The 21,038-nt window shown below is 44.2% G+C and carries 20 protein-coding genes; 8 read left to right on the top strand and 12 right to left on the bottom strand.

What is annotated here, in order from left to right:
• Window positions 1–15 precede the first annotated feature (15 nt).
• On the top strand, window positions 16–2,355 hold the full coding sequence (locus tag RIB15_RS04995) for an amino acid permease (RefSeq protein WP_350201051.1): 2,340 nt from the start codon (window positions 16–18) through the stop codon (window positions 2,353–2,355).
• Between the two features lie 129 nt (window positions 2,356–2,484).
• Here RIB15_RS04995 and RIB15_RS05000 read toward each other — a convergent pair whose 3' ends face one another.
• The 7 genes from RIB15_RS05000 to lpdA all read right to left on the bottom strand — a co-directional run bounded on the left by RIB15_RS05000 (window position 2,485) and on the right by lpdA (window position 8,832).
• Window positions 2,485–2,937, bottom strand: a complete 453-nt coding sequence (locus RIB15_RS05000) for a HesB/IscA family protein (RefSeq protein WP_350201052.1) — start codon at window positions 2,935–2,937, stop codon at window positions 2,485–2,487.
• A gap of 30 nt (window positions 2,938–2,967) precedes the next feature.
• The gene (locus tag RIB15_RS05005; protein ID WP_350201053.1) at window positions 2,968–3,666 is read right to left on the bottom strand and encodes an AlbA family DNA-binding domain-containing protein; all 699 of its coding nucleotides are present in this window, start codon (window positions 3,664–3,666) and stop codon (window positions 2,968–2,970) included.
• 40 nt (window positions 3,667–3,706) lie between these two features.
• Window positions 3,707–4,723, bottom strand: a complete 1,017-nt coding sequence (locus tag RIB15_RS05010) for an NAD(P)H-dependent glycerol-3-phosphate dehydrogenase (RefSeq protein WP_350201054.1) — start codon at window positions 4,721–4,723, stop codon at window positions 3,707–3,709.
• Entirely contained in the window at window positions 4,720–5,427 is a 708-nt protein-coding gene (gene plsY, locus RIB15_RS05015; protein ID WP_350201055.1) for a glycerol-3-phosphate 1-O-acyltransferase PlsY, read from the bottom strand. Before plsY ends, RIB15_RS05010 begins: the two co-directional genes overlap by 4 nt.
• A 59-nt stretch (window positions 5,428–5,486) precedes the next feature.
• Window positions 5,487–6,365, bottom strand: a complete 879-nt coding sequence (lipA, locus tag RIB15_RS05020) for a lipoyl synthase (RefSeq protein WP_350201056.1) — start codon at window positions 6,363–6,365, stop codon at window positions 5,487–5,489.
• A 180-nt stretch (window positions 6,366–6,545) separates the two neighbouring features.
• A complete protein-coding gene (gene lipB, locus RIB15_RS05025) occupies window positions 6,546–7,268 on the bottom strand; it encodes a lipoyl(octanoyl) transferase LipB (protein ID WP_350201057.1) in 723 nt (240 codons plus the stop codon).
• A gap of 142 nt (window positions 7,269–7,410) precedes the next feature.
• Window positions 7,411–8,832, bottom strand: a complete 1,422-nt coding sequence (gene lpdA, locus RIB15_RS05030; RefSeq protein ID WP_350201058.1) for a dihydrolipoyl dehydrogenase — start codon at window positions 8,830–8,832, stop codon at window positions 7,411–7,413.
• Window positions 8,833–9,093: 261 nt separating this feature from the next.
• Between lpdA and RIB15_RS05035 the strand changes: the two genes are divergently transcribed.
• Window positions 9,094–9,867: a lytic murein transglycosylase gene (locus tag RIB15_RS05035; RefSeq protein WP_350201059.1), complete on the top strand. Its 774-nt coding sequence runs from the start codon at window positions 9,094–9,096 to the stop codon at window positions 9,865–9,867.
• Between the two features lie 133 nt (window positions 9,868–10,000).
• On the opposite strand, the gene RIB15_RS05040 is transcribed toward RIB15_RS05035, so the two are convergent.
• From RIB15_RS05040 to RIB15_RS05050, 3 genes are all read right to left on the bottom strand, one after another.
• The gene (locus RIB15_RS05040; RefSeq protein WP_350201060.1) at window positions 10,001–11,245 is read right to left on the bottom strand and encodes a S8 family peptidase; all 1,245 of its coding nucleotides are present in this window, start codon (window positions 11,243–11,245) and stop codon (window positions 10,001–10,003) included.
• A gap of 262 nt (window positions 11,246–11,507) precedes the next feature.
• Window positions 11,508–11,999: a GNAT family N-acetyltransferase gene (locus tag RIB15_RS05045; RefSeq protein WP_350201061.1), complete on the bottom strand. Its 492-nt coding sequence runs from the start codon at window positions 11,997–11,999 to the stop codon at window positions 11,508–11,510.
• Window positions 12,000–12,213: 214 nt separating this feature from the next.
• Window positions 12,214–13,506, bottom strand: coding sequence for a dipeptidase (locus RIB15_RS05050; RefSeq protein WP_350201062.1), 1,293 nt, complete (start codon window positions 13,504–13,506; stop codon window positions 12,214–12,216).
• Window positions 13,507–13,639: 133 nt separating this feature from the next.
• Here RIB15_RS05050 and RIB15_RS05055 point away from each other — a divergent pair, with 133 nt between their 5' ends.
• From RIB15_RS05055 to RIB15_RS05075, 5 genes are all read left to right on the top strand, one after another.
• A complete protein-coding gene (locus RIB15_RS05055) occupies window positions 13,640–13,906 on the top strand; it encodes a GlsB/YeaQ/YmgE family stress response membrane protein (RefSeq protein ID WP_350201063.1) in 267 nt (88 codons plus the stop codon).
• 100 nt (window positions 13,907–14,006) lie between these two features.
• Window positions 14,007–14,405: a hypothetical protein gene (locus RIB15_RS05060; RefSeq protein WP_350201064.1), complete on the top strand. Its 399-nt coding sequence runs from the start codon at window positions 14,007–14,009 to the stop codon at window positions 14,403–14,405.
• A gap of 30 nt (window positions 14,406–14,435) precedes the next feature.
• Window positions 14,436–15,167: a hypothetical protein gene (locus tag RIB15_RS05065; RefSeq protein ID WP_350201065.1), complete on the top strand. Its 732-nt coding sequence runs from the start codon at window positions 14,436–14,438 to the stop codon at window positions 15,165–15,167.
• Between the two features lie 77 nt (window positions 15,168–15,244).
• Window positions 15,245–16,651 (top strand): Glu/Leu/Phe/Val family dehydrogenase, encoded by a 1,407-nt coding sequence (locus RIB15_RS05070; RefSeq protein ID WP_350201066.1) that lies wholly within the window; start codon window positions 15,245–15,247, stop codon window positions 16,649–16,651.
• 58 nt (window positions 16,652–16,709) lie between these two features.
• Window positions 16,710–18,218: a sodium/proline symporter gene (locus RIB15_RS05075; protein ID WP_350201067.1), complete on the top strand. Its 1,509-nt coding sequence runs from the start codon at window positions 16,710–16,712 to the stop codon at window positions 18,216–18,218.
• Between the two features lie 168 nt (window positions 18,219–18,386).
• On the opposite strand, the gene RIB15_RS05080 is transcribed toward RIB15_RS05075, so the two are convergent.
• Complete coding sequence (locus RIB15_RS05080) at window positions 18,387–18,995, bottom strand: trimeric intracellular cation channel family protein (protein ID WP_350201068.1); 609 nt, start codon at window positions 18,993–18,995, stop codon at window positions 18,387–18,389.
• A 191-nt stretch (window positions 18,996–19,186) separates the two neighbouring features.
• Here RIB15_RS05080 and RIB15_RS05085 point away from each other — a divergent pair, with 191 nt between their 5' ends.
• Window positions 19,187–19,708, top strand: coding sequence for a hypothetical protein (locus RIB15_RS05085; RefSeq protein WP_350201069.1), 522 nt, complete (start codon window positions 19,187–19,189; stop codon window positions 19,706–19,708).
• Here the strand turns inward: RIB15_RS05085 and RIB15_RS05090 are convergent.
• Window positions 19,705–20,829, bottom strand: coding sequence for an Mrp/NBP35 family ATP-binding protein (locus RIB15_RS05090; protein ID WP_350201070.1), 1,125 nt, complete (start codon window positions 20,827–20,829; stop codon window positions 19,705–19,707). The two genes, RIB15_RS05085 and RIB15_RS05090, sit on opposite strands and share 4 nt — an antisense overlap.
• Window positions 20,830–21,038: the final 209 nt, after the last annotated feature.

Genomic DNA, 21,038 nt, shown 5'->3' on the forward strand with positions numbered 1-21,038 from the left:
TTAGTTTAGACTTTTATGCCAGATTTAAAACGTGAGCTCGGGTTTTGGGATGCCCTTACCATCGGAGCTGGAACCATGATTGGGGCAGGTATCTTCCTTCTTGCAGGCATTGCATTAGAAATGTCTGGACCGGCTGCAATTTTTGCCTATTTATCAGCAGGTGTGGTTTGTATGATAACTGCTTCGAGCGCCGCTGAGCTTGCTACCGGGATGCCAAAATCCGGAGGTGATTATTTCTTCGTTTCCCGTTCTCTTGGACCTGCTTTTGGTGCTATCTCCGGGGTTGGAATCTGGCTGAGCCTGACCTTTGCCATTGCCTTTTATCTCTATGGTCTGGGAGAATATATGTCCCAGTTTTTACCCCTTTCAGCTTTCTGGGGTGCCGTAATTGGAGGTGTTTTACTTACCATTCTTAATGTTATCGGAGCTAAGGAATCTGGCCGGACACAGGTCGTAGTTGTTCTTATTTTATTCGTGATTTTAGGAGGATTCAGTATCCTTGGGCTCTTTCATATTGAAGCTGATTACTACGATCCCTTCATGCCTTTTGGGTTTGATTCTATTTCTGCCACAACGGCCCTGGTATTTGTTTCCTTTCTGGGCTTTGTTAAAATTGCAGCCGTTGCCGAGGAGATCAAAAACCCCTCCAAGAATTTACCCCGTGCTTTAATTGGCTCAGTGGCGCTGGTTACTCTTTTGTATGTGATTATTGTATTGGTGATTGGCGGAATGTTTCCTCAGTCTACCATCGCTGATGTCCGTGACCCGCTTACTACTGCTGCCCGAACCATTCTTGGGAACCCGGGAGCCATTGCTATTATCATTGCAGGCTTGTTAGCAACGCTTTCATCTGCCAATGCCAGTATTATGGCTTCTTCCCGAATTAACCTGGCTATGGCCCGCGACCGCATGGTTCCTAACTGGCTGAGTGCGATCCACAAAAAATTACTAACTCCATATCGGGCTATTGTTTTAACTGGCATTCTTGCTTTGTTCTTCCTTTTACTGGATAGCCTTGAAAACCTCGCCAAAATTGCCAGTGTGCTTCAGCTTTACAGCTATGCGGCCCTGAATATTGGTTGTGTTGTACTCAGAGTTTCCAATCCGGATTGGTATAAACCCACATACCGGACTCCCGGAACGCCCTGGTTACAAGTTCTTGCTGCTATTGGCTGTTTATCCATTATTATTTCTTCAGGACCGTTTGCACAAATTGCCGTAGTTGTACTTATCGTGGTAAGCCTGGCCTGGTACATGATTTGGGGACGCTCCCGTGTTGACTTCGAGCATGCGGTCCCTCAATTCAAGCAAAACTGGAAAGAAAAAGGCTTCAAAGTATTAATTGAAGCACCCCAACGACATGAATCCGAATTTGAAGAATGGGCACCTGCCATCCGGGCTCTTGATATCAAAAAAGGAAGAAAAGTTGTTACTGCACTGGCCAACCCGGTTCATGAACAAGCCTTATTGAAAGTATCTCAACTGATTGCCACGGGTAAAGAAGAGGGTGGTTCTGTCACAGGCTTAAATATGCTCAAAGTTCCTTTTCAAACTCCGATTTCAACTGTTGAACGAATGATTCAGCAGCAGGAACCGATACGCGAAAGTATTCAGCAAATCAGCGAAGCCTCTAGAGTTGAGAACCTCGATTCCCGAAATAAGGAAGTACTTGCCTCCACTACCTTTGATTCAGCCTCTGCCGCTTCTCACGATATTTTTAAAGGACTGATCAACGAAACAGAAAACCGGGAAGCCGATATATTGGTTATGGGTTGGCAGGGAGGATTCAGCCTTGGCCGGATTTACAACACACCCATTCAACCCATTATCAAAAACCTGAAGGCTGACCTTGCCGTTCTTAAAGACCGTGGGCTGGAAGATATAGAATCCGTTGTGGTACCCTGGGGCGGTGGGCTTCATGCACGCCTTGGAATGGAAATAGGCATTCGTATCGCCCAGGCTATTGATGCCAGGCTGCGCGTATTACGACTTGTTAAGCCCGGCACAGATCTTAAGGAAGAGGAAGAAGAACTCAGGGAAAGAGTAAGTCCTTTGCTGGAAGGTTTTGATAAAGTGGTATTCACTATCAAGGAATCGACCGATGTGACCGGTGGCATGCTCGAAGAACTGGAAGAACATCAGGATGATTTGATTATTATTGGAGCCTCTCACGAATGGGGCATCCGCAATGTGCTGTTTGGTACTATTCCGGATATTATTGCCGACCGTGCCCCATGTTCGGTATTAATGGTTCGCCGCTACGTCACCGAAGACTGGAAACTGAAGGCTACGGAAGGGATTAAGCGGGTGAAAGAGCAGTTGGGTATGACATCATCGCCTGAGAATAATAATTAGACGGTAGGGCTGGCTGGTTATCTAATTGAGGTCATTCCGCGGCGTATGCCCGGAATCTTGTGCTGTATTAGTGTCGAACTGCTAGCTTTAAAAAGCATTCAGATTCCTGCCTTCGCAGGAATGACTCAATTAAATAGCGAAGGAGGTTCCGCAACCGCAGTTTTCAACGGCATTAGGATTGTCGAAGGTGAAACCGCGGGCATCCAGTCCATCCGGATAGTCGATTTGCATCCCTTCCAGGTACATGAGGTGCTTCGGAGCTACAATGATCTCAACTCCATAGCTTTCGTACACCTTATCTTCATCCGTGCGGTAATCCAGCCCAAGCTTGTAGCTTAAGCCAGAGCAACCTCCGCCGTCAACAGCTACACGCAGGTATAAGTTGTCATCAAGGTCTTCCTGCTGCTTTATTTTTTCTACCTGGCGGGCTGCCCGCTCAGTAAGCACTACAGGTTCACCGGTCAGTTCTTCTTTTTGGTAATCTTTTTCAGTGATGGGCTGAGGTGCAGCTGCTTCCTCTTCGTCATCCACATCAATTAATGAGGATATTACATCATCTAAACTTTCTTCTTCAACACTCATGTCGCTCCCTTTATTTAGAACGAGTCAAAATTACGAACTTTTTTTGGAAAATGTATAATGCGTGATGCCGTCTTTCTCAAAGAGATCCAAAACTCCGGCGCTCACCAAATTTACCAAAATCTTGGCTGCCCTGTACGTAGTTACACTTATGAGCAGCGAGAACCTCTTAACCGTGATGTCTCCATATTCATTCAGAAAACGGAATAACTGCTGTTCCTTTTCTCCGTACTCAAAGGTGACGCCTTCATCGGAATAATTCTGCTTGAGCACTTCTATATATTCATCACTGGCAACTACGCTTTCATCTTCCATTCGCACATATACCTGCCTTACTTTCTTTCCTTTCACATAGATTGGCTTTTCATGAGCTTCCGGTACTTTCACAATCAGCACGTCACGTTCCCCCAGATTCAGCAATTCAATTTTGATAGGAACTTCAGGAATACATTCTTCAGAAGCCGCCTGGTTCAGCCAAAACTCTTCTTCATGGTAGCCTTCCACTCCGATCATTTCTCCATTATCTTCTACTCCAATCAGAATGGTACCCCCTTTTGTATTGGCAAAAGCAGCAATTTCACGAGCTATTTTTTCCGGGGAAGCCACGCTGTGTTTGAATTCCAGAAAGCTGCTTTCGCCGGTCTGGATAAGTCCTTTAAGATCACCTGGAGTAAGCTTTGAAACCTGTACACTATTCGTGTACTGCAAATAAAACTCGAGTTCGTCTTTCATGATTGTAGATGATTATAGGTTGAACTCTGGATGAAACCTGTTACATCACGATTTCATCTTTAGGGTCGCGGGTCATGAGTTCATATAATGCATCCCGCGGGTCAACATTTTCAAATAAAATACTGTAGATAGCTCTGGTAATGGGCATTTCAACATTATTCTTAACGGCCCAGTCTCTCACAGATTTTGTAGTTTTTACACCTTCGGCCACCATATTCATACTGTCGATAATATCTTTCAGCTTCTCTCCCTTACCAATGCGAAATCCTACCGAACGGTTCCGGCTGTGGGTGCTCGTGCAGGTTACGATCAAGTCTCCCATACCTGTTAAACCAGAAAAAGTATCAGAATGAGCTCCCATCATCAGTCCCATGCGCTTCATCTCGTGAAGACCTCTTGTGATAAGAGCTGCCTTGGCATTATCTCCCAGTTCGGCTCCGTCCACAACACCAGCTGCAATAGCCATGATATTTTTCACGGAACCGCCAATTTCGACGCCAATCACATCATTATTAATATATACCCGGAACATGGGAGTGAGAAAGGTTTCCTGAATAATACGTGCCGTCCGTGTTGAGTATGCGGCAGCCACAACGGTTGTTGGTTTTAACTTCCCGACCTCCTCAGCATGGCTGGGGCCGTACAAAACCCCGATATTATCTTCATATGTGGTTCCTTCCATCACTTCAATCAGGATCTGAGACATGGTCTTGAAGGTGTCGTTCTCAATTCCTTTTGCTACAGTCACAAGAATTTCGTGGCCGTCAAGGCAGGGCTTTAATTTTGCAGCTACTTCCCGCAATGTGTGTGATGGAGTTGCAAAAACGACCATATCCTGAGATTTCAGGCACTGCTCTAAATCGTTGTATGCTTTTATTCCTTCTGGAAGCGGGATATCATTCAGGTAAGAAGGGTTTATATGATTCTCATTGATCTGCCTGGCAATATTCTCTTCACGGGCCCACATCTGAACATTATTACCGGCCGTATCCAATACGAGAGCAAGGGCTGTACCAAAACTTCCTGCACCTACAATCGTTACGTTTCGCTTGCTCATGCTTCTGCCTCCGCCAACTTCTCAGCAGCCTTATCTTTTTCTTTGTTTTTCTTCCCGTAGAGATTCACACGATTTTCATTTCCATCCAATAAACGCCGAATATTTGATTTATGCTTATAAATAATTCCGGCGGCTATAAATGTGGCAAAAATGATGATACTTCCATCCACGAAGTATCCAAACCCATATCGCATAATCACCAGGCTAATGGGATAGATAAAACTGGCAGTGATTGAAGCTAAAGAAACGTATCGGGTTCCAAATGTAATGGCAATAAAAACTACTGATGAAATACTGATGGAAATAGGCTCAATACCAAATAGCATTCCGCAGGCTGTTGCTGCACCTTTCCCACCTTTGAAATTGGCAAATATTGGGAACATATGCCCGATTACCGCCATTAGTCCACAGGTGATTTTCAGAAAAGCATCAGCTTCCCAGCCCGGAGGTGCAATAGGACCATTTCCAATTTCGAAGGCATACATACTCACCCAAAAAGAGGCGACAAAGCCCTTCATAAAATCAAGAACCAGTACAGAAGTACCTGATTTCCAGCCTAAAATCCGGAAAGCATTTGTACTACCCAGGTTTCCACTGCCTAGAGTGCGAATATCGGTTTTATGAAAAATCTGCCCCACCCAGAGCGAGGAAGGAATAGACCCTAACAGAAAACTAATTGATAAAACAATAAGTAATGAAACCATAGCTATTTCTTTGCTCCAAGTTACTACAGAAAGAACAGGAAGAAAACTACCTTTTCAGCTTAAACGTGTCGTTCAGCGTGGTAGGAAGAACGAACCAGCGGACCACTTTCCACATGTTCAATTCCCAGTTTTTCACCGATCTCTTTGTATTCCGCAAACTGATCAGGATGCACCCAGTCCATTACCGGATGGTGCATTTTTGTAGGCTGCATATACTGACCAATGGTTAACACATCCACACCGTGTTCCACACAATCCTGCATTAGTTCAATAACTTCTTCCCGGGTTTCACCCAAGCCGACCATTATTCCGGTTTTTGTTCTCAAGCCGGCATTTTTTGTGCGTTGAAGGAGTTCCAATGAACGCTCATAGCGGGCTTGTGGACGCACTCTTCGATATTTGCTTGGCACGGTTTCCAGGTTGTGGCTAAGTACATCCGGTGGTGTATCAAAAACGATTTGAAGGGCTGCATCCCATTCGCCACGAAAGTCGGGAATAAGAGACTCAATAGTCACACCCGGAATAGCTTTTCTGATTTCTTTGTGGCATTCTGCAAAAATCGGAGCACCTCCGTCTTTCCGCTCATCACGATTCACAGATGTAAGTACTACGTGCTTAAGCCCCATTTTAGCTGCTGCATCAGCAACCCGTTTTGGCTCATCCCAGTCCAGATCTTCCGGCGGGCGACCTGTTTTAATAGCGCAAAAAGCACATGAACGGGTACATACATCCCCCAATATCATGAAGGTAGCTGTTCCGGCTCCCCAGCATTCTCCCATATTCGGGCAGCGGGCCTCGGCACAAACCGTATTCAAATTATGTTTCCTGATATTCTCCGAAACTTCTTTGAATTTCTCTCCTGATGGAAGTTTAACGCGCAGCCAGTCGGGCCGGCGATTTTCGGATGGTTTGTCTACTACCTGTAGTTCTTTAATCATGGTGCTTCTTTAATAATTTCAGCATGTCATTGCGAGGGATTCAACGACCGGAGGAAGTAAATCCCGTGGCAATCTCCATTATTTAATTTCATTGCCATTTTAGGGAGATCGCTTCGTCGAAAGAGTTCTTTGAGCGCTCTAACTCTTTTGCCTCCTCACGATGACAAATTATATCTAAAGTTACAAAATATTATGCTCCACTTCCTGCAAGGAACCCCTGGCCGAAATGGATACATCGAAAACGTTTTCGAAGTGGAAAACAATCCGCTTTTTCACTTCATCCACATCAATTTCACTGCCCGTCAGCTTTTGCAAACTGGTAACGGCTTTGTCATCAATTCCGCACGGAACAATGTTATTGAAATATCTCAGGTCGGTGTTCACGTTCAGTGCAAAACCGTGCATGGTTACCCATCGTGAACAACGAATGCCCATAGCACAAATCTTTTCATTGTTTACCCAAACACCAGTGGCTCCTTCAATTCGTCCTGCTTCAAACCCATAATCGGCACACACCCGAATCATGACATCTTCCAAAAAACGCAGGTATTTGTGCACATCGGTGAAATGACGATCCAAATCCAAAATCGGGTAGCCCACAACCTGTCCCGGCCCGTGATAGGTAATATCACCACCACGATCAATTTTGATAAACTCAGCCTCAAGCTGTTGAAGCTCCATCATAGACCGAAGCATGTGTTCTTCTTTACCGCTTTTACCTAGTGTATACACATGCGGATGTTCCACAAAGAGTAAGATATCGTCGAGGCGTTCTCCTTCGAACTCTCCCTTTTGCTCGGCGCGCTTTTCATCTATGATGCGTTGCTGCACGGCATGCTGCAAATCCCATATCGGCTGATATGAGGCAGAACCCAAATCGTATAGTTCGACTTTTTTGCTCATCATATTCACAGATAAAAATGGCTCCCTGTTGGGAGCCAAATCATTTATTCGTCATCCCGCACCTGATGCGAAATCTCCTGAATTAACATCTATTTTTGCAAAAAGGAGATCGCGGGTCTTCGCCCGCGATGACTTATTTCCTTTATTTTTTCTTAACGGGAGTTCCTAAATGAACACCTTCGTTGTACGCTTCAGCAACAGCTTCCATCACAGCCTCAGAGAGGGTTGGGTGTGGGTGAACTGCACTGATAACTTCATGGCCGGTCGTTTCAAGGTCACGTGCCACAACCGCTTCTGCGATCATTTCCGTAACGCCGAACCCAATCATATGGCAGCCTAACCACTCTCCGTACTTGGCATCGAACACTACTTTTACAAAGCCTTCTTCATGGCCAAGAGCCGTTGCTTTACCAGATGCTGAAAGCGGAAATTTCCCAACTTTTATATCATAGCCTTCGTCTTTGGCTGCCTGTTCCGTTAATCCAACAGAAGCAATCTGTGGTTCGCAATACGTACAGCCCGGAATGTTATTATAGTTCACCGGATGCGGGTTTTCGCCGGCCAGCTGTTCGGCAAGCACTACAGCCTCATGAGAAGCTTTATGAGCCAACCATGGAGCGCCAATTACATCACCGATGGCATAAATTCCGTCCACATTGGTTTTATAGGTTTTCTTGTCTACAACGATGGCGCCTTTTTCGGTTTTAACACCGGCTTTGTCCAGGCCAAGATTCTCAACGTTACCAGTCACGCCAACAGCAGAAAGCACCACATCAGCTTCGATCTTCTCTTCGCCTTTCTTGGTTTTTACCGTGACTTCAACGCCTTTACCTTTCTTCTTCACGTTCTCGACCGTGCTTCCGGTCATCACGTTCATGCCTTTCTTCTTGTAGATTTTGCCGAGCTCTTTACCTACATCTTTGTCTTCAACAGGTACCAGTGTATCCTGAAGCTCTACGATAGTCACTTCTGTTCCGATAGCATTATAGAAGTAAGCAAACTCAACTCCGATAGCACCGGCACCAACAATCACCATTTTCTTTGGCTGCTTCTCCATAGTCATGGCTTTTTCAGAATCAATGATCATCTCGCCATCAATTTCCAGGTTTGGAAGCTGACGCGGACGAGCACCGGTTGCCACGATAAAATTCTTCGCCTTGATGGTTTCCTGCTCTTTGCCTTTGTCGTCATTTACTGCCAACTCAGACTTGGATTTGAAAACGCCCGTTCCCATGAACACTTCAATCTTGTTGGCCTTCATCAGGAACTGAACGCCTTTGCTCATCTTGTCTGCAACACCACGACTACGTTTCACCATACCGCCAAAATCAGCAGAATAGTCCTTCACATTAATTCCATAATCTCCGGCGTGTTCAATCGACTCAAAAACCTCAGCCGAACGCAACAGGGCTTTTGTGGGAATACAGCCAATATTCAAACACACACCACCAAGATGTCTTTTTTCTACAATTGCTGTTTTAAAGCCAAGCTGAGAAGCACGGATTGCGGCTACATATCCGCCGGGGCCTGACCCGATTACACATACATCAAATTCTTTTGCCATGGTACTTTTGATAATAGTTTTTGAAGTTAATCGCTTCATTTCAAACAAAACCATGAAGCGGACTTTTTAAAGCCCTAAAAGGTAAGGGTTTTTCTTTTGAACTTCGAATAAACACCGAACATTCAACAAGGAATAATGATTTTCGAAAAGAATTGCTGTTTGCGCTTATAAATTTCTTATAAACTCTACAATCTTTAATACTCAATGCTGTTTGAATTTGTTATAATAGAGCTCAGAGAGGCGAAACGAACCGCGACTATTATGAAAAAGACCATCATCACATTCCTGCTATTCCTATTAATAATACCCATGCTGGCACTGGCCGGCACTTCCGACCCGGAAAAAAAGAAACACAACATCGATGAGCTTGCTGAATATTTTGAAGCAAAAGGCTATGCTTTTAACGACTTACTTGAAGATTCCCGCTTCAAACTCATTGAAGACATTACCGGGAAGTTTACACGGGCTGTCGAAATCAAAATCGAGAGTTTTGAAGATTACCAGAACATTATTAAGTACGATATTAAGAAACAAAAACTGGAAGACTTTCTTGTTAAGTACGCCCCAGAATTGAACGCTGCCCAGGAAAAATACGGCATCCCCAAACATGTAATTGCCGGTATTATCGGGATTGAATCTGAATTTGGCAGGTATAAAGGCAGCTACAATCCTTTTAATGCTTACGTTTCAATGTATGCGGAAGGTTATCGAAGCGATTGGTCTAAAGCTCAACTGGAAGAACTTCTTATTTTTGCTAAAAAGAATGACCTCGACATCTTATCTTTGGAATCCAGCTATGCCGGAGCAATGTCTTATGCTCAATTTATTCCTTATTCGCTCAATCGTTGGTGGGTAGGATCTGATCTTTACTTCATGCCGAATAATATTTTCTCTGTAGCCAATTACCTGGCTCATTTTTATGAAATCACCGGTAGCATGGAGAAAGCAGTGATGCGCTATAATCCAAGTACCATGTATACCAAAGTGGTTTTGGAACTGGCGGAAGAAGCCCGCAAGCTGGAAGAGGCAAGGTAAAAACTCGTTTTGTCGTTATTTCAGATCCTGAATCAAGTTCAGGATGACAACCATTTTTTATATAAAAAAAGCACCTGCTCATTAGTAGAACAGATGCTTTCGTACTTTTTTGGCTTTAAGCCTGATATTATTCTTATTGGATAATAATAGGATCGGCAGTTCCATCAGGATCACCATTTGCGGTTCCATCGGCAGAAGGATTACCACCTGTTACCAGAAGAACACCAGCTACATGTGGAGTTGCCATGGAGGTACCACTAATGGTATTTACGCCACCGTCTCTCCAAAGAGATTCAACATCCACGCCGGGTGCAGCATATTCAATCGGTGGGTTTCCATAGTTGGAGAAAGATGCAAAGTTGTCGTTGCTGTCGATTGCTGAAACCGTCCATACATTGTTGTATTCGACACGGGCGGGAGACGAGTTGTTAGCATCGGCTCCGTCGTTACCGGCCGCAAGAGCAAACATGATTCCGTTATCTGCAGCACTCTTAACAGCATCGTCAACCGCTTGAGATGTTCCTCCTCCTAAACTCATATTGGCAACGTCACCGGATGATCCATTGGCAGCAACGTAATCAATTCCGTTGATTACTCCGGAATAAGCACCGCTTCCATTACTGTCCAATACTTTTACGCCAACCACAGTGGCACCAGCTGCTACTCCAATAACGTCAATATCATTATCAAGGGCAGCAATCGTACCAGCTACATGAGTACCATGTCCGTTACCATCATCAGCTGTACTTTCACCTGATACAAATGATGTACTTAACGATGTATTAACGTTGAGGTCATTATGATCCAGATCCACTCCTGTATCAATGACCCATGCGGTAAGTCCGGCCCCGTCAACAGCTCCACCAACACGATTAATGCCATACGGAGTTACCTGAGGGTCTCCACCGCCATAATCGCAACCAATTCCGAAATAGATGCACCAGAATGATTGTGTTGCTTTAGGAGGAGAGAGTATGACAATTCTGTCCTGCTCTACATAATCAACCCTATCGTCGTTTCTGAGAGCATTGAGTTGATCTTCATCCAGCTCGGCCACAAAACCGCTTACTGAATACTTATAGGTATTCCTGATATTTGCTTCAGGAATTTTGTTCTCAGTTGTTATGGAATTAATCTTTTGATCGACCAGTTGCGCTCGTTGCGTCTTTCCTAGTCGCCGCTCATTGCCCTCTTCTTTGAATACTACAATATACTGCCCTTCGATTGGCTGGTCTTGCTTGGCCAGTATTTGCTCGGCTTTCTCTTCTTTGGTGAGTTCGTCTTGTTTATTTATGCTTGTTGATTGATCACATCCCGTGATGACTAAAGCTCCGATTATTAGTAAGGAACTTAGCTTTTTTAACATATTACTTGACATAGATTACCTCTGTTAATTGGTGTTCTTTTTATAACAGCAATTAAGAGTTAGCTAACTATCTATGACCGGACATTTTTTAATTGCTTACATCTCCAAGAGTAAAAAAATGCAAAAACGTTACAAATTAGTGTTGTTTTAACTGTTTTTAGAAACAAATTATTAACTAATATGTACCTAAAAATCTTTGGGAAGCATCGTTTTACAAAAAAAAGCCCCTTCAGTTAAGAAGAGGCTTTGAAGTTGTTAGGCTGATATCAGGATATCAGTTCAAATTTTTGGTCATGAAATACCACTTAGGATCGCCATACTCGAAGTCCTGTTTTTCATACAGGCGCCGCGCTGGATTGTCTTCCCGAACTTCCAGAGTAATTTTGGAACAGCCCATTTCCCTGGCTTCTTCCTCAATATTTTCCAGCATCATGGTTCCGATTCCCATTCCACGAGCGTCGGGGTGAACCGCCACATCATGAATTTTAAATACCTTGCTGGCGGTAAAAGTTGAAAATCCTACAAAACAGGTTACAATACCTAGTGCTTTTTCATTCGCATAGGCAATGTAGGTCATGGTGGTGGGCACTTTCTTCATCTCTGCGATCATATCTACGCGGACTTCCTCATCCAGCGGTTCATCCTGCCCCATAGGATCTCTCGCAAAGAGGTCTACAATCTTGACTATATCTGAGGCGTGTTTAGGGTTATTTAAATCTGCTTTTAAAATCTTGACGTCTGTTGAAACGTCTGCTTCTGCAATCACTCTTTTATGATTTTGTTTAAATGAATTTAATGAGGTTTTAAGTTAAAAAGATTAGGCGGGGGTTTAAAGGGAATAACCTTTTTCTAACTTTTCTTTGCAGAAAGATAATTTGGCTTTAATGATTTTTGAACAGTTAAACACCGAACAAGGAACATCGAACTCCGAATTTTGAACGGAATGGTTCAAAGTTCGGAGTTCCTTGTTGGGTGTTCGTTTACTCTTCCTGAGCTTGAATTTCGGAGGCAACGGCTTCCGCTTCATCCAAAACCCGGAGTAAATTCCCACTCCAGAGCATCGCGATTTCTTCTTCAGAATAACCACGTTTTACCAGCTCATGCGTCACATTGAAGGTTTCGGAGGCATCCATCCAGTTGTAAACGCCGCCGCCGCCGTCAAAATCAGAGCTGATTCCCACGTGTTCTATTCCAATTAAATCGACCATATAATCCAGGTGATCAATCAAGTCTGAGACACTTACCGGCGGGTACATACTGTTCACTTCTTCCACAATCCGAGGCTCGGCATTATCCTGAGCTGTACGATACATTTCCATGTATTCGTCGCGTTCTTCTTCGTTCATTTCACGTATATCGCCCCAGTTTAAAAGCTCAAAACCTAATTTTCCGGCTTCTTCTTCCAAAATTGTGCGCGAGGCATCCTGCCATGCAGCGTGTTTTTCAGAATCCAAATAGCTTCGGAAAGCTACCGTTTGAACCACTCCGCCATTCTCTTTCAGCAGCATCAGTTCTTCATCGCTCAGATTTCGGCTCACATCATTCATTGCCCGTGCTGAAGAGTGTGAAGCAATGACCGGAGCCTTGGATAGCTTCATTGTTTCTATATTCGCTTTTTTGGAAGGGTGGGAAATATCGATCAGCATCCCCAGTCGATTCATTTCAGCAATGGCTTCTCTTCCTAAATCACTCAGGCCGTCATGCATCCATTCGTCATCTTCTTCTCCGGTGTTGGAGTCGCTAAACTGGCTATGTCCATTATGGGAAAGCGACATATAGCGTGCTCCCCTTTCATAAAACTCTTCAATTCTGGAAAGATCTGTTCCAACCGGATAGCCATTCTCCACACCAATCATCGCTACTTTTTTTCCTTCGGAAATGATGCGTTGAACATCTTCAGAAGTCGTCGCCAGCTCAATCTGATCGGGAGCGATATCGTCAGTTAAGCGATGAATGGCTTCAAATTTACTATCTGCATTGTCATAGGCATCGGCATATCCCTCTTCAGTCAAAGTATCCTGCCCGGTATATACAACCAGCCAAACTACATCCAGTCCGCCTTCTTCCATTTTAACCAGATCCACCTGTGTATCCAGTCGCTGCGTGTAATTGGTCTCTTCTGTGAAATTATTCACATTGATATCTACATGTGTGTCCAGGGTAATGACCCTTTCATGGATGTCCATGGCTTTGTCAAAAATTTCTTTTTCGCTGGGGGCGCATCCCACTATTAAAAGGAGTGCAAGAATTGATGAGCTGAGTAGTTTTTTCATATCGATCTATATTATTGAAGTGATTTGAAGTGGAGAATCTATGTTAATTTTGGGAAAGTTGTGAAGGTCAGAGGAACGCAATACCCTTGTATCCCATTTATTTAATAGATATTAACAAAAAACAGGAGCTGCCATGACGCTTATGTATTTATTGAGTTATATCACCATTGGATTGGTAATTGGATGGCTTAGTCGTGTAATCACTAAAGACCGTGGTGTAACCATGCTTCCGAGCTTGGCATTTGGTGTACTTGGCGCCTTAGCCGGTACTTTTATTGTTCAGGCTGTTGGGCTTGCCGGAACAGCGTTCTATTCAGTCGTTGGTGCTGTTGGAGTTTTATTTACGGTTAACGTATTCCGCCAGGACGATCCCATTTTTGTTGAGACGGAAAAAGCCTGATTTTCCATCTTAATATCTTTATTCATTTTAAGGGAACAATTTTAAGGGTTTGGAATTAGGTATTAGTGAGAGACCTACCAAACCCTAAATTTATTTCCGAATGACTATTAAAGACCGCAGAATTCATCTCTTCCTGCAATTGTTTTTCCTTTTTGTTGGGCTTTATCAGTTTATACAATTAGTTGGCTCACTGCAGAGCGGTCAGTTTTCGGGAAACCTTTTTGAATTTCAATTTAATGATCTGCCCATAATTACCATTGCCACCTCTATTATTGTAGGTGCAACATCCCTTATAAGCAGCTTCTCACTTTGGACACGAGCCAGCTGGGCATATGGGTTTACCCTTTTTACCTCCGGGATTTTATTTATGTATCATCTAATGAATTTAAGTGAGGCTATACTTCAAAATTCATACGAGATTATTCCCATTGTACTGGTGTTGGTCGTCATTCTTCAAAGCTTCCCCTTTTTATTACGCCGATCCTACCGAAGCGTGTAACCCAAGAAGCTTTTATTCGTTCAAACAGCCATGGATAAGATTTCCCAAAAAGATATCGACTGGCTACTGAATATGGACAAAACCGGGGTTGCAACTTCAGCTCCCCAAACCGATTCACCACAGAAAAAGAAAAAAACCGGCTTTCGTATTTTATTCGGACTGATGATGATCATCGGCCTGGTTATTATGCCTTTCTTTCTGCTTATCCGAACTTCTGTACTTCTGAATCTATCCTACGGGTGGAATGGCTGGCTGGCACTGGGGGGCGGAATCTTTGCCACAGTTTTACTGCTTCTCTTTTACATTTTCTTTTTGTTCAGGCGGATTGAAAATAAAAAAATGCTTTTGAAATTCAGCCTTGGTGGTATTGGAGCTCTTGTATTCGCTTTCTGTTTTTATGGGGTGATGTATATTTCATCAGTAAATGCTAAAAGTGAAGAGATTCGGGAAGTGTATAGATCCATGCATCCTATTTTGAGGGTCGCTATCGCCACAACAACTCTGGCCGATAATGACCTGGTAGTCACTGATATTCAGCGGCAACCAGAAGATTATGCCGCCATGGGATTACCGCTCAACCAACGCTCTCTTCATTTCAGGCAAGAAACAGGATATGTACACGCCATAGATCTTAGAACAATCGGCAGAAATGAATTTCGAAACATGTTGCTTCGCGGCTCTCTTGAAATTATGGGATTAAACACCATTCGCCACACAGGCACAGCTGATCACCTTCACGTATCCCTTTCCGTCGCTGATTAGAGCCGGTTTTCCCTTGTTTCTCTGTCATATAATTGCGACCATCAGGTACTTCAAAATTAGCTAAGGAGACACGGAATATGTCCACATATAAATTCTATGAACAGGTCAACAAGAACTTTGATAAGGCAGCCAAATATACCCGTTTTGACAAGGGTATTTTAGCTCAAATCAAAATATGTAACACGGTATACCATGTTACCTTTCCCGTTCGCCGCGATGATGGGTCTATTGAGGTAATTGAAGGCTGGAGGGTTGAACACAGCCATCACAAATTACCTACTAAAGGTGGTATTCGTTACAGCCATAAAGTGGATGAAGATGAGACCATGGCTCTGGCTGCCCTCATGACTTATAAATGTGCGATTGTAGATGTGCCTTTTGGTGGTGCCAAAGGGGGAGTCAAAATCAGCACGCGGGAGTATTCAGAGAACGAGCTCGAACGCATTACCCGGCGTTACACATACGAGCTCATCAAAAAAGGATTTATTGGCCCTGGTGTTGACGTACCTGCTCCTGATTATGGTACCGGCGCCCGTGAAATGGGATGGATTCTGGATACCTATCGCCAAATGAAAGACGACCTGAACGCTGAAGCTTGCGTAACAGGGAAGCCGATTCAGCAAGGGGGTATCCGTGGACGAACAGAAGCTACAGGCCGGGGTGTTTACTTCGGGATTCGTGAAGCATGTAATAATAAAGAAGACATGAAAAGAATCGGCCTTGAAACCGGGGTCGAAGGAAAAACCTTTGTGGTTCAGGGACTCGGTAATGTTGGGTATCACGCTTCAAAGTATATGACCGAAGCCGGAGCCAAAATGGTGGGTGTTGCTGAAATTGAAGGTTCCATCTATGATGAAAATGGCATCGATTTAGAAAAACTAATGGAGTTCAGAAAAGAAACCGGATCTATTATTGGTTTTGGAAATACCAAAGAATTAAAGGACCGTGACAACGCACTAACTTCAGAATGTGATATCCTGATTCCGGCTGCACTGGAAAGCCAGATCACCGGCGACAACGCAGCGGATGTAAAAGCAAAAATCATAGCCGAGGCTGCAAATGGTCCTACAACTGCCGATGCTCACGACATGTTAAAAGAACGTGGCGCACTGATCTTGCCTGACACCTACCTGAATGCAGGCGGTGTGGTCGTATCTTATTTCGAATGGCTGAAAGATATTCAACATGTTCGCTATGGCCGGTTGAGTAAGCGGTTTGATGAAACCAGCATGAAAAAAATCCTGAGCGTTATTGAGAATATCTCAGACCGCAAGTTTACCGATGAAGAGCTTAAAGACTTAGCCCATGGAGCTGGTGAATATGACCTGGTTGATTCCGGCTTGGAGGAAACCATGATCACCGCTTATGAGCAGATTGCTGAAGTTCGGAACGAGCACAATCTTGATGACCTGAGAACGGCTGCTTTCATCAATGCCATTAATAAGATTGGCATCATGTACGAGCAAATGGGCATTTTCCCGTGATCAAATTTTCAAATTCCAATTTCCAATTTGAATCGTATTGGAAATTTGGATTTGGGTTTTGGAATTTCACCCTGTGGATGAACTAAATACCATATCGATTGATGGAAGTGGCTATGTTATCGCTGCTTTCATTGGCTACCTGATTATCCTTTTCGGGATTGGAATATATTCGGCCCGTTTTTCATCTGAAGGAATTTCCGAATTCTTTATTGGCGGACGGAAAATGAACCGGTTAGTTGTGGCTCTTTCCGCCGTTGTTTCGGGCCGAAGTGCCTGGTTGTTACTCGGAGTTACTGGGATGGCTTATGCGCAGGGTGCTTCTGCTCTTTGGGCTGCCGTTGGATACATCGTGGTAGAGTGGTTTCTGTTCATGTATTATGCCAGGCGGCTCCGGCAATTTTCAGAACGCTACGACTGTATCACCGTTCCTGACTTTTTTGCCGAACGCTTTGATGATAAATCCGGCTCTCTCCGGATTACTCTGGTTGTCATCTTCCTTGTTTTTATGGTGAGTTATGTCTCTTCTCAATTTGTAGCGGGAGGAAAGGCTTTCGCTTCCAGCTTTGGCATCACTCAAAATATGGGTGTATTCTTATCGGCAGCCATTATTTTGCTATACACCGTTCTGGGTGGATTTATGGCCGTAAGCCTGACTGACACCATCCAGGCTTTTTTCATGATTATAGCCCTCGTCTTTCTGCCCATTATTGCAATTTATGATATGGGAGGGTGGAGCGTGGTCATGAACGAACTTCGCCTGCAGGATACCGCTTTTGTTGATCCAACTGCTCTTGGCTTCGGAGCCTTTATTGGATTCATTGGTATTGGACTTGGTTCTCCCGGTAATCCTCATATCCTGTCCCGGTATATGTCGATTGATGACGCCAAACAGCTTAAATATGCAGCGGTAGTCGGAACTATCTGGAATGTGTTGATGGCCGGAGGTGCCATTTTAATTGGCCTCGTTGGGCGGGCTTACTTCCCAGAAGTGGATATGCTTCCCGCATCCGACACCGAAAACCTGTATCCGCTGCTAGCTCAGAATCAGCTTCATCCCATTTTATTTGGAGTAGTAATTGCTTCAATTTTTGCCGCAATTATGTCCACCGCCGATTCACAACTATTGGTGGCTGCCTCCAGTGTGGTTCGGGATATTTATGACAAACTGCTTAAAAAAGACGAGGAGATTCCCCAGAAAAAGCTGGTCTTGTACAGCCGCATAGTGGTCGTGCTATTAGTGGCTATTTCTTTGGTCTTCGGACTCGTTGCTCAAAACATTGTGTTCTGGCTGGTGCTGTTTGCATGGGCAGGATTAGGCGCATCCATTGGCCCGACTTCCATTTTAGCCCTTTACTGGAAAAAGACCACCAAGGCAGGCGTAATTGCCGGCCTTCTCACCGGAACAGCCGTTACTATAATCTGGTATTTTGTGCCTGTTTTGAAGAACAATCTCTATGAATTGATTCCAGCGTTTACTCTGAGTTTACTGGCCACCTGGGGCGTCAGCAAAATCACCCAAACCCCGGAAAAGCTGGAAGAGCATTTTGAAGAGATGACGAAGGAGTAACAAAAAGGCATCTGAGCTTTAACTTTTCCTTGTGGTCATGTCATTCCTCCGCGAGCAGGAATCTTGTTCTGATTTCACCCAGGTAACCTAAAACAGCAACAAGATCTCGGGCATTCGCCGCGAGATGAGTATTTCACCCCGGGATTGTGAGTCACAAAAAATCTACTCCTATACCTTTTTCATCTTGGGCAACGACAGGTTCCATTTAATGGATACGGTACGGATGGTAATAATCACAGCTGTTGTAATAAGGTAATTCAGGTTTTCAGGAAAACTAAGTTCAAGTCCCAAATAAAAGATCACTGCTCCGGCAAGGCAGGCGGTGGCATAAATCTCTTTGCGGAAGATAAGTGGGACTTCCCGGCAGAGAACATCTCGTGTAACCCCGCCAACCACCGCTGAAATCATGCCCATCATTCCGGCCATGAACGGGTTCAACCCAAACGAAAGCGCCTTTTCCATCCCTATAATGGTAAACAAAGCAATCCCGATCGTATCAAAGATGAAAATAGTTTTGCTGTAGTTATTCAGTCTTTTGCCCATCAGAAAAGTGAAGGGTACGGCAGCCAGAATCACCAATGGGTACGTCATATCGGCCATCCAGGTAATAGGGTGACTGTCGAGCAGCAAATCCCGGACGGTTCCGCCTCCAATCGCAGTTACAAAGCCCACCACAGAAGCACCAAACACATCCATATTGGTTCGGGAAGCTATCCGAATGCCGCTTATGGCAAAGACGAAAGTACCGATGAGGTCTAAGAGGTAGATAAGATCCATATATATGGTGTGGTAGATTAAGGGCGAGGAAGTTACAATCTCCAAATTCAAAATCACAATGACCAATGGATTGGGATTTTGAATTTAACATCTAAATAACTAAAATAGATCAAACTTAAATCAAGCACTGTCTATTACTTAAGGCTACCATTTCTTTCTTAAACCTTAACTCTAACTAAATAGACAGAGCTATGAATAAGTTCATTTTTAACCCTTCCCGCCTTCTTGTTCTTTTCGGTTTGGCCTTAATGCCCAATCTTATTTTTGGACAAGCATCAACTGATATAAAGTTCAGCGTCAGCTATAAGGTTACTGATTCAGCAGACATCGAACGGCTGCAATACGCAAAGAAACAGTTAACGAAATCCTTTGTTGCCAAGGGTGGCACCTATAATGAGAAAGAAGGTTTTCTTTTCTTTATAGACCTTACCGAACCGGATGCCAATAATAACATAGCCCTCTCCATCTCTACCTTTTTAAAGGTGCCTGAAGAAGTGGTGAAGGCCGGGGTAAAAGAAGAAGTATTTCACAAAGCTGTAGCCTCCGACAGTCCAAACCCCGCAAGTGACGACGGCAGGGAAATACGGGCGTACATAAACGAAGAATACATGCGCCAGTTTACCATGATTCGTGACAGTCATCTAGAGATCATTAAGCAAGACCAATTGCCCGAAGCTATTCAGCGCTTTGTAAGCGACTTCAAGCCTCTTTAAGGCCTGAACTTAATGTCTACCTTCTTAGTCGGTGACTGCTCTTTATTCCGGAGTGCCAGCTGCTGTTGCATATTCCCGGTGGCTTCCATCAATGCGGTTGCCGCTGGGGATTCACTGTCTTCCAGTACAATGGGTTTTCCGGAGTCACCACCTTCGCGCAGGGTTTGCTGAAGCGGTATTTCAGCCAATACCGGCACGTTCATTTCTTGAGCCAGATGGGCAGCGCCACCCTTGCCAAAAATATAGTATTTCTTATCCGGCATGTCTGGTGGTGTGAAATAGGCCATGTTTTCGACCATCCCTAAAACAGGCACGTTCACTTTCTTGAACATAGCCACGCCTTTGCGGGCATCATCAAGGGCAACTGTTTGCGGAGTAGAAACAATGACAGCTCCGGTTAACGGCACAGTTTGTACAATGGTAAGCTGAATATCGCCGGTTCCCGGAGGCAAATCCAGAATCAGGTAATCGAGTTCGCCCCATTCCACATCGGTCATAAACTGCTTAACCGCGCTGGTAGCCATTGGCCCGCGCCATACCATAGCCTGGTCTACATCTACCAAAAAGCCCATCGAAACCAGCTTAATGCCAAACTTCTCATGCGGAACCAATTTCTTCTGCGTGGTGATATTCGGCCGGTCATGAATATTAAACATAGTGGGAATGCTGGGGCCATAAATGTCGGTATCCATCAGCCCGACTTTTTCTCCTTTTTTGGCCAATGCCGCAGCAATGTTCACGGCTACGGTAGATTTTCCTACTCCGCCTTTTCCGGAGGCCACCGCGATGATATTTTTCACACCGGGCAAGATTTCCTGCTGTTGTTCCTGCTGCTGACCGGGTTTGGAGGCTTCCATCTCGCGCTTTTTGGAAAGATTTACTGCCGCCTGAATATCAACTATCGCCTCTTTGTCTACGAACTTCTGGATAGCTTCTTCACATTTCTGTGATAATTGCTTTTCCAGTCCTTCATTTTTTTCGGGAAATTCCAGCGTAAAGGAAATGTATTTATCCTGAACAATGACATCCTGAACCATATCCAGGGAAATGAGGTCGCGTTGTTCTTCGGGGTGTAAAACCTGGCTGAGTGCCGATTTAACCTGCTCTTTGTTGATAGACATGTATTGTTTTGTGTCTGACTTTAATATTACGAGATTTCGCCTATTCGTTTAGGGTTGTTCAATGAATGAATAACAACCAACGAATCATCCCTCAAAGATAAGGAACTTAACAGACGGATATGAGAAACAGTTATCCGAAAAAAATAAATCCTGTGAAGCAGTTTATTTTGATGTAGGGATACTAGAGGTTCAGAACGAGGAAGCTGCTC

This window comes from Gracilimonas sp. (assembly GCF_040218225.1).
Classification (GTDB): Bacteria; Bacteroidota; Rhodothermia; order Balneolales; family Balneolaceae; genus Gracilimonas.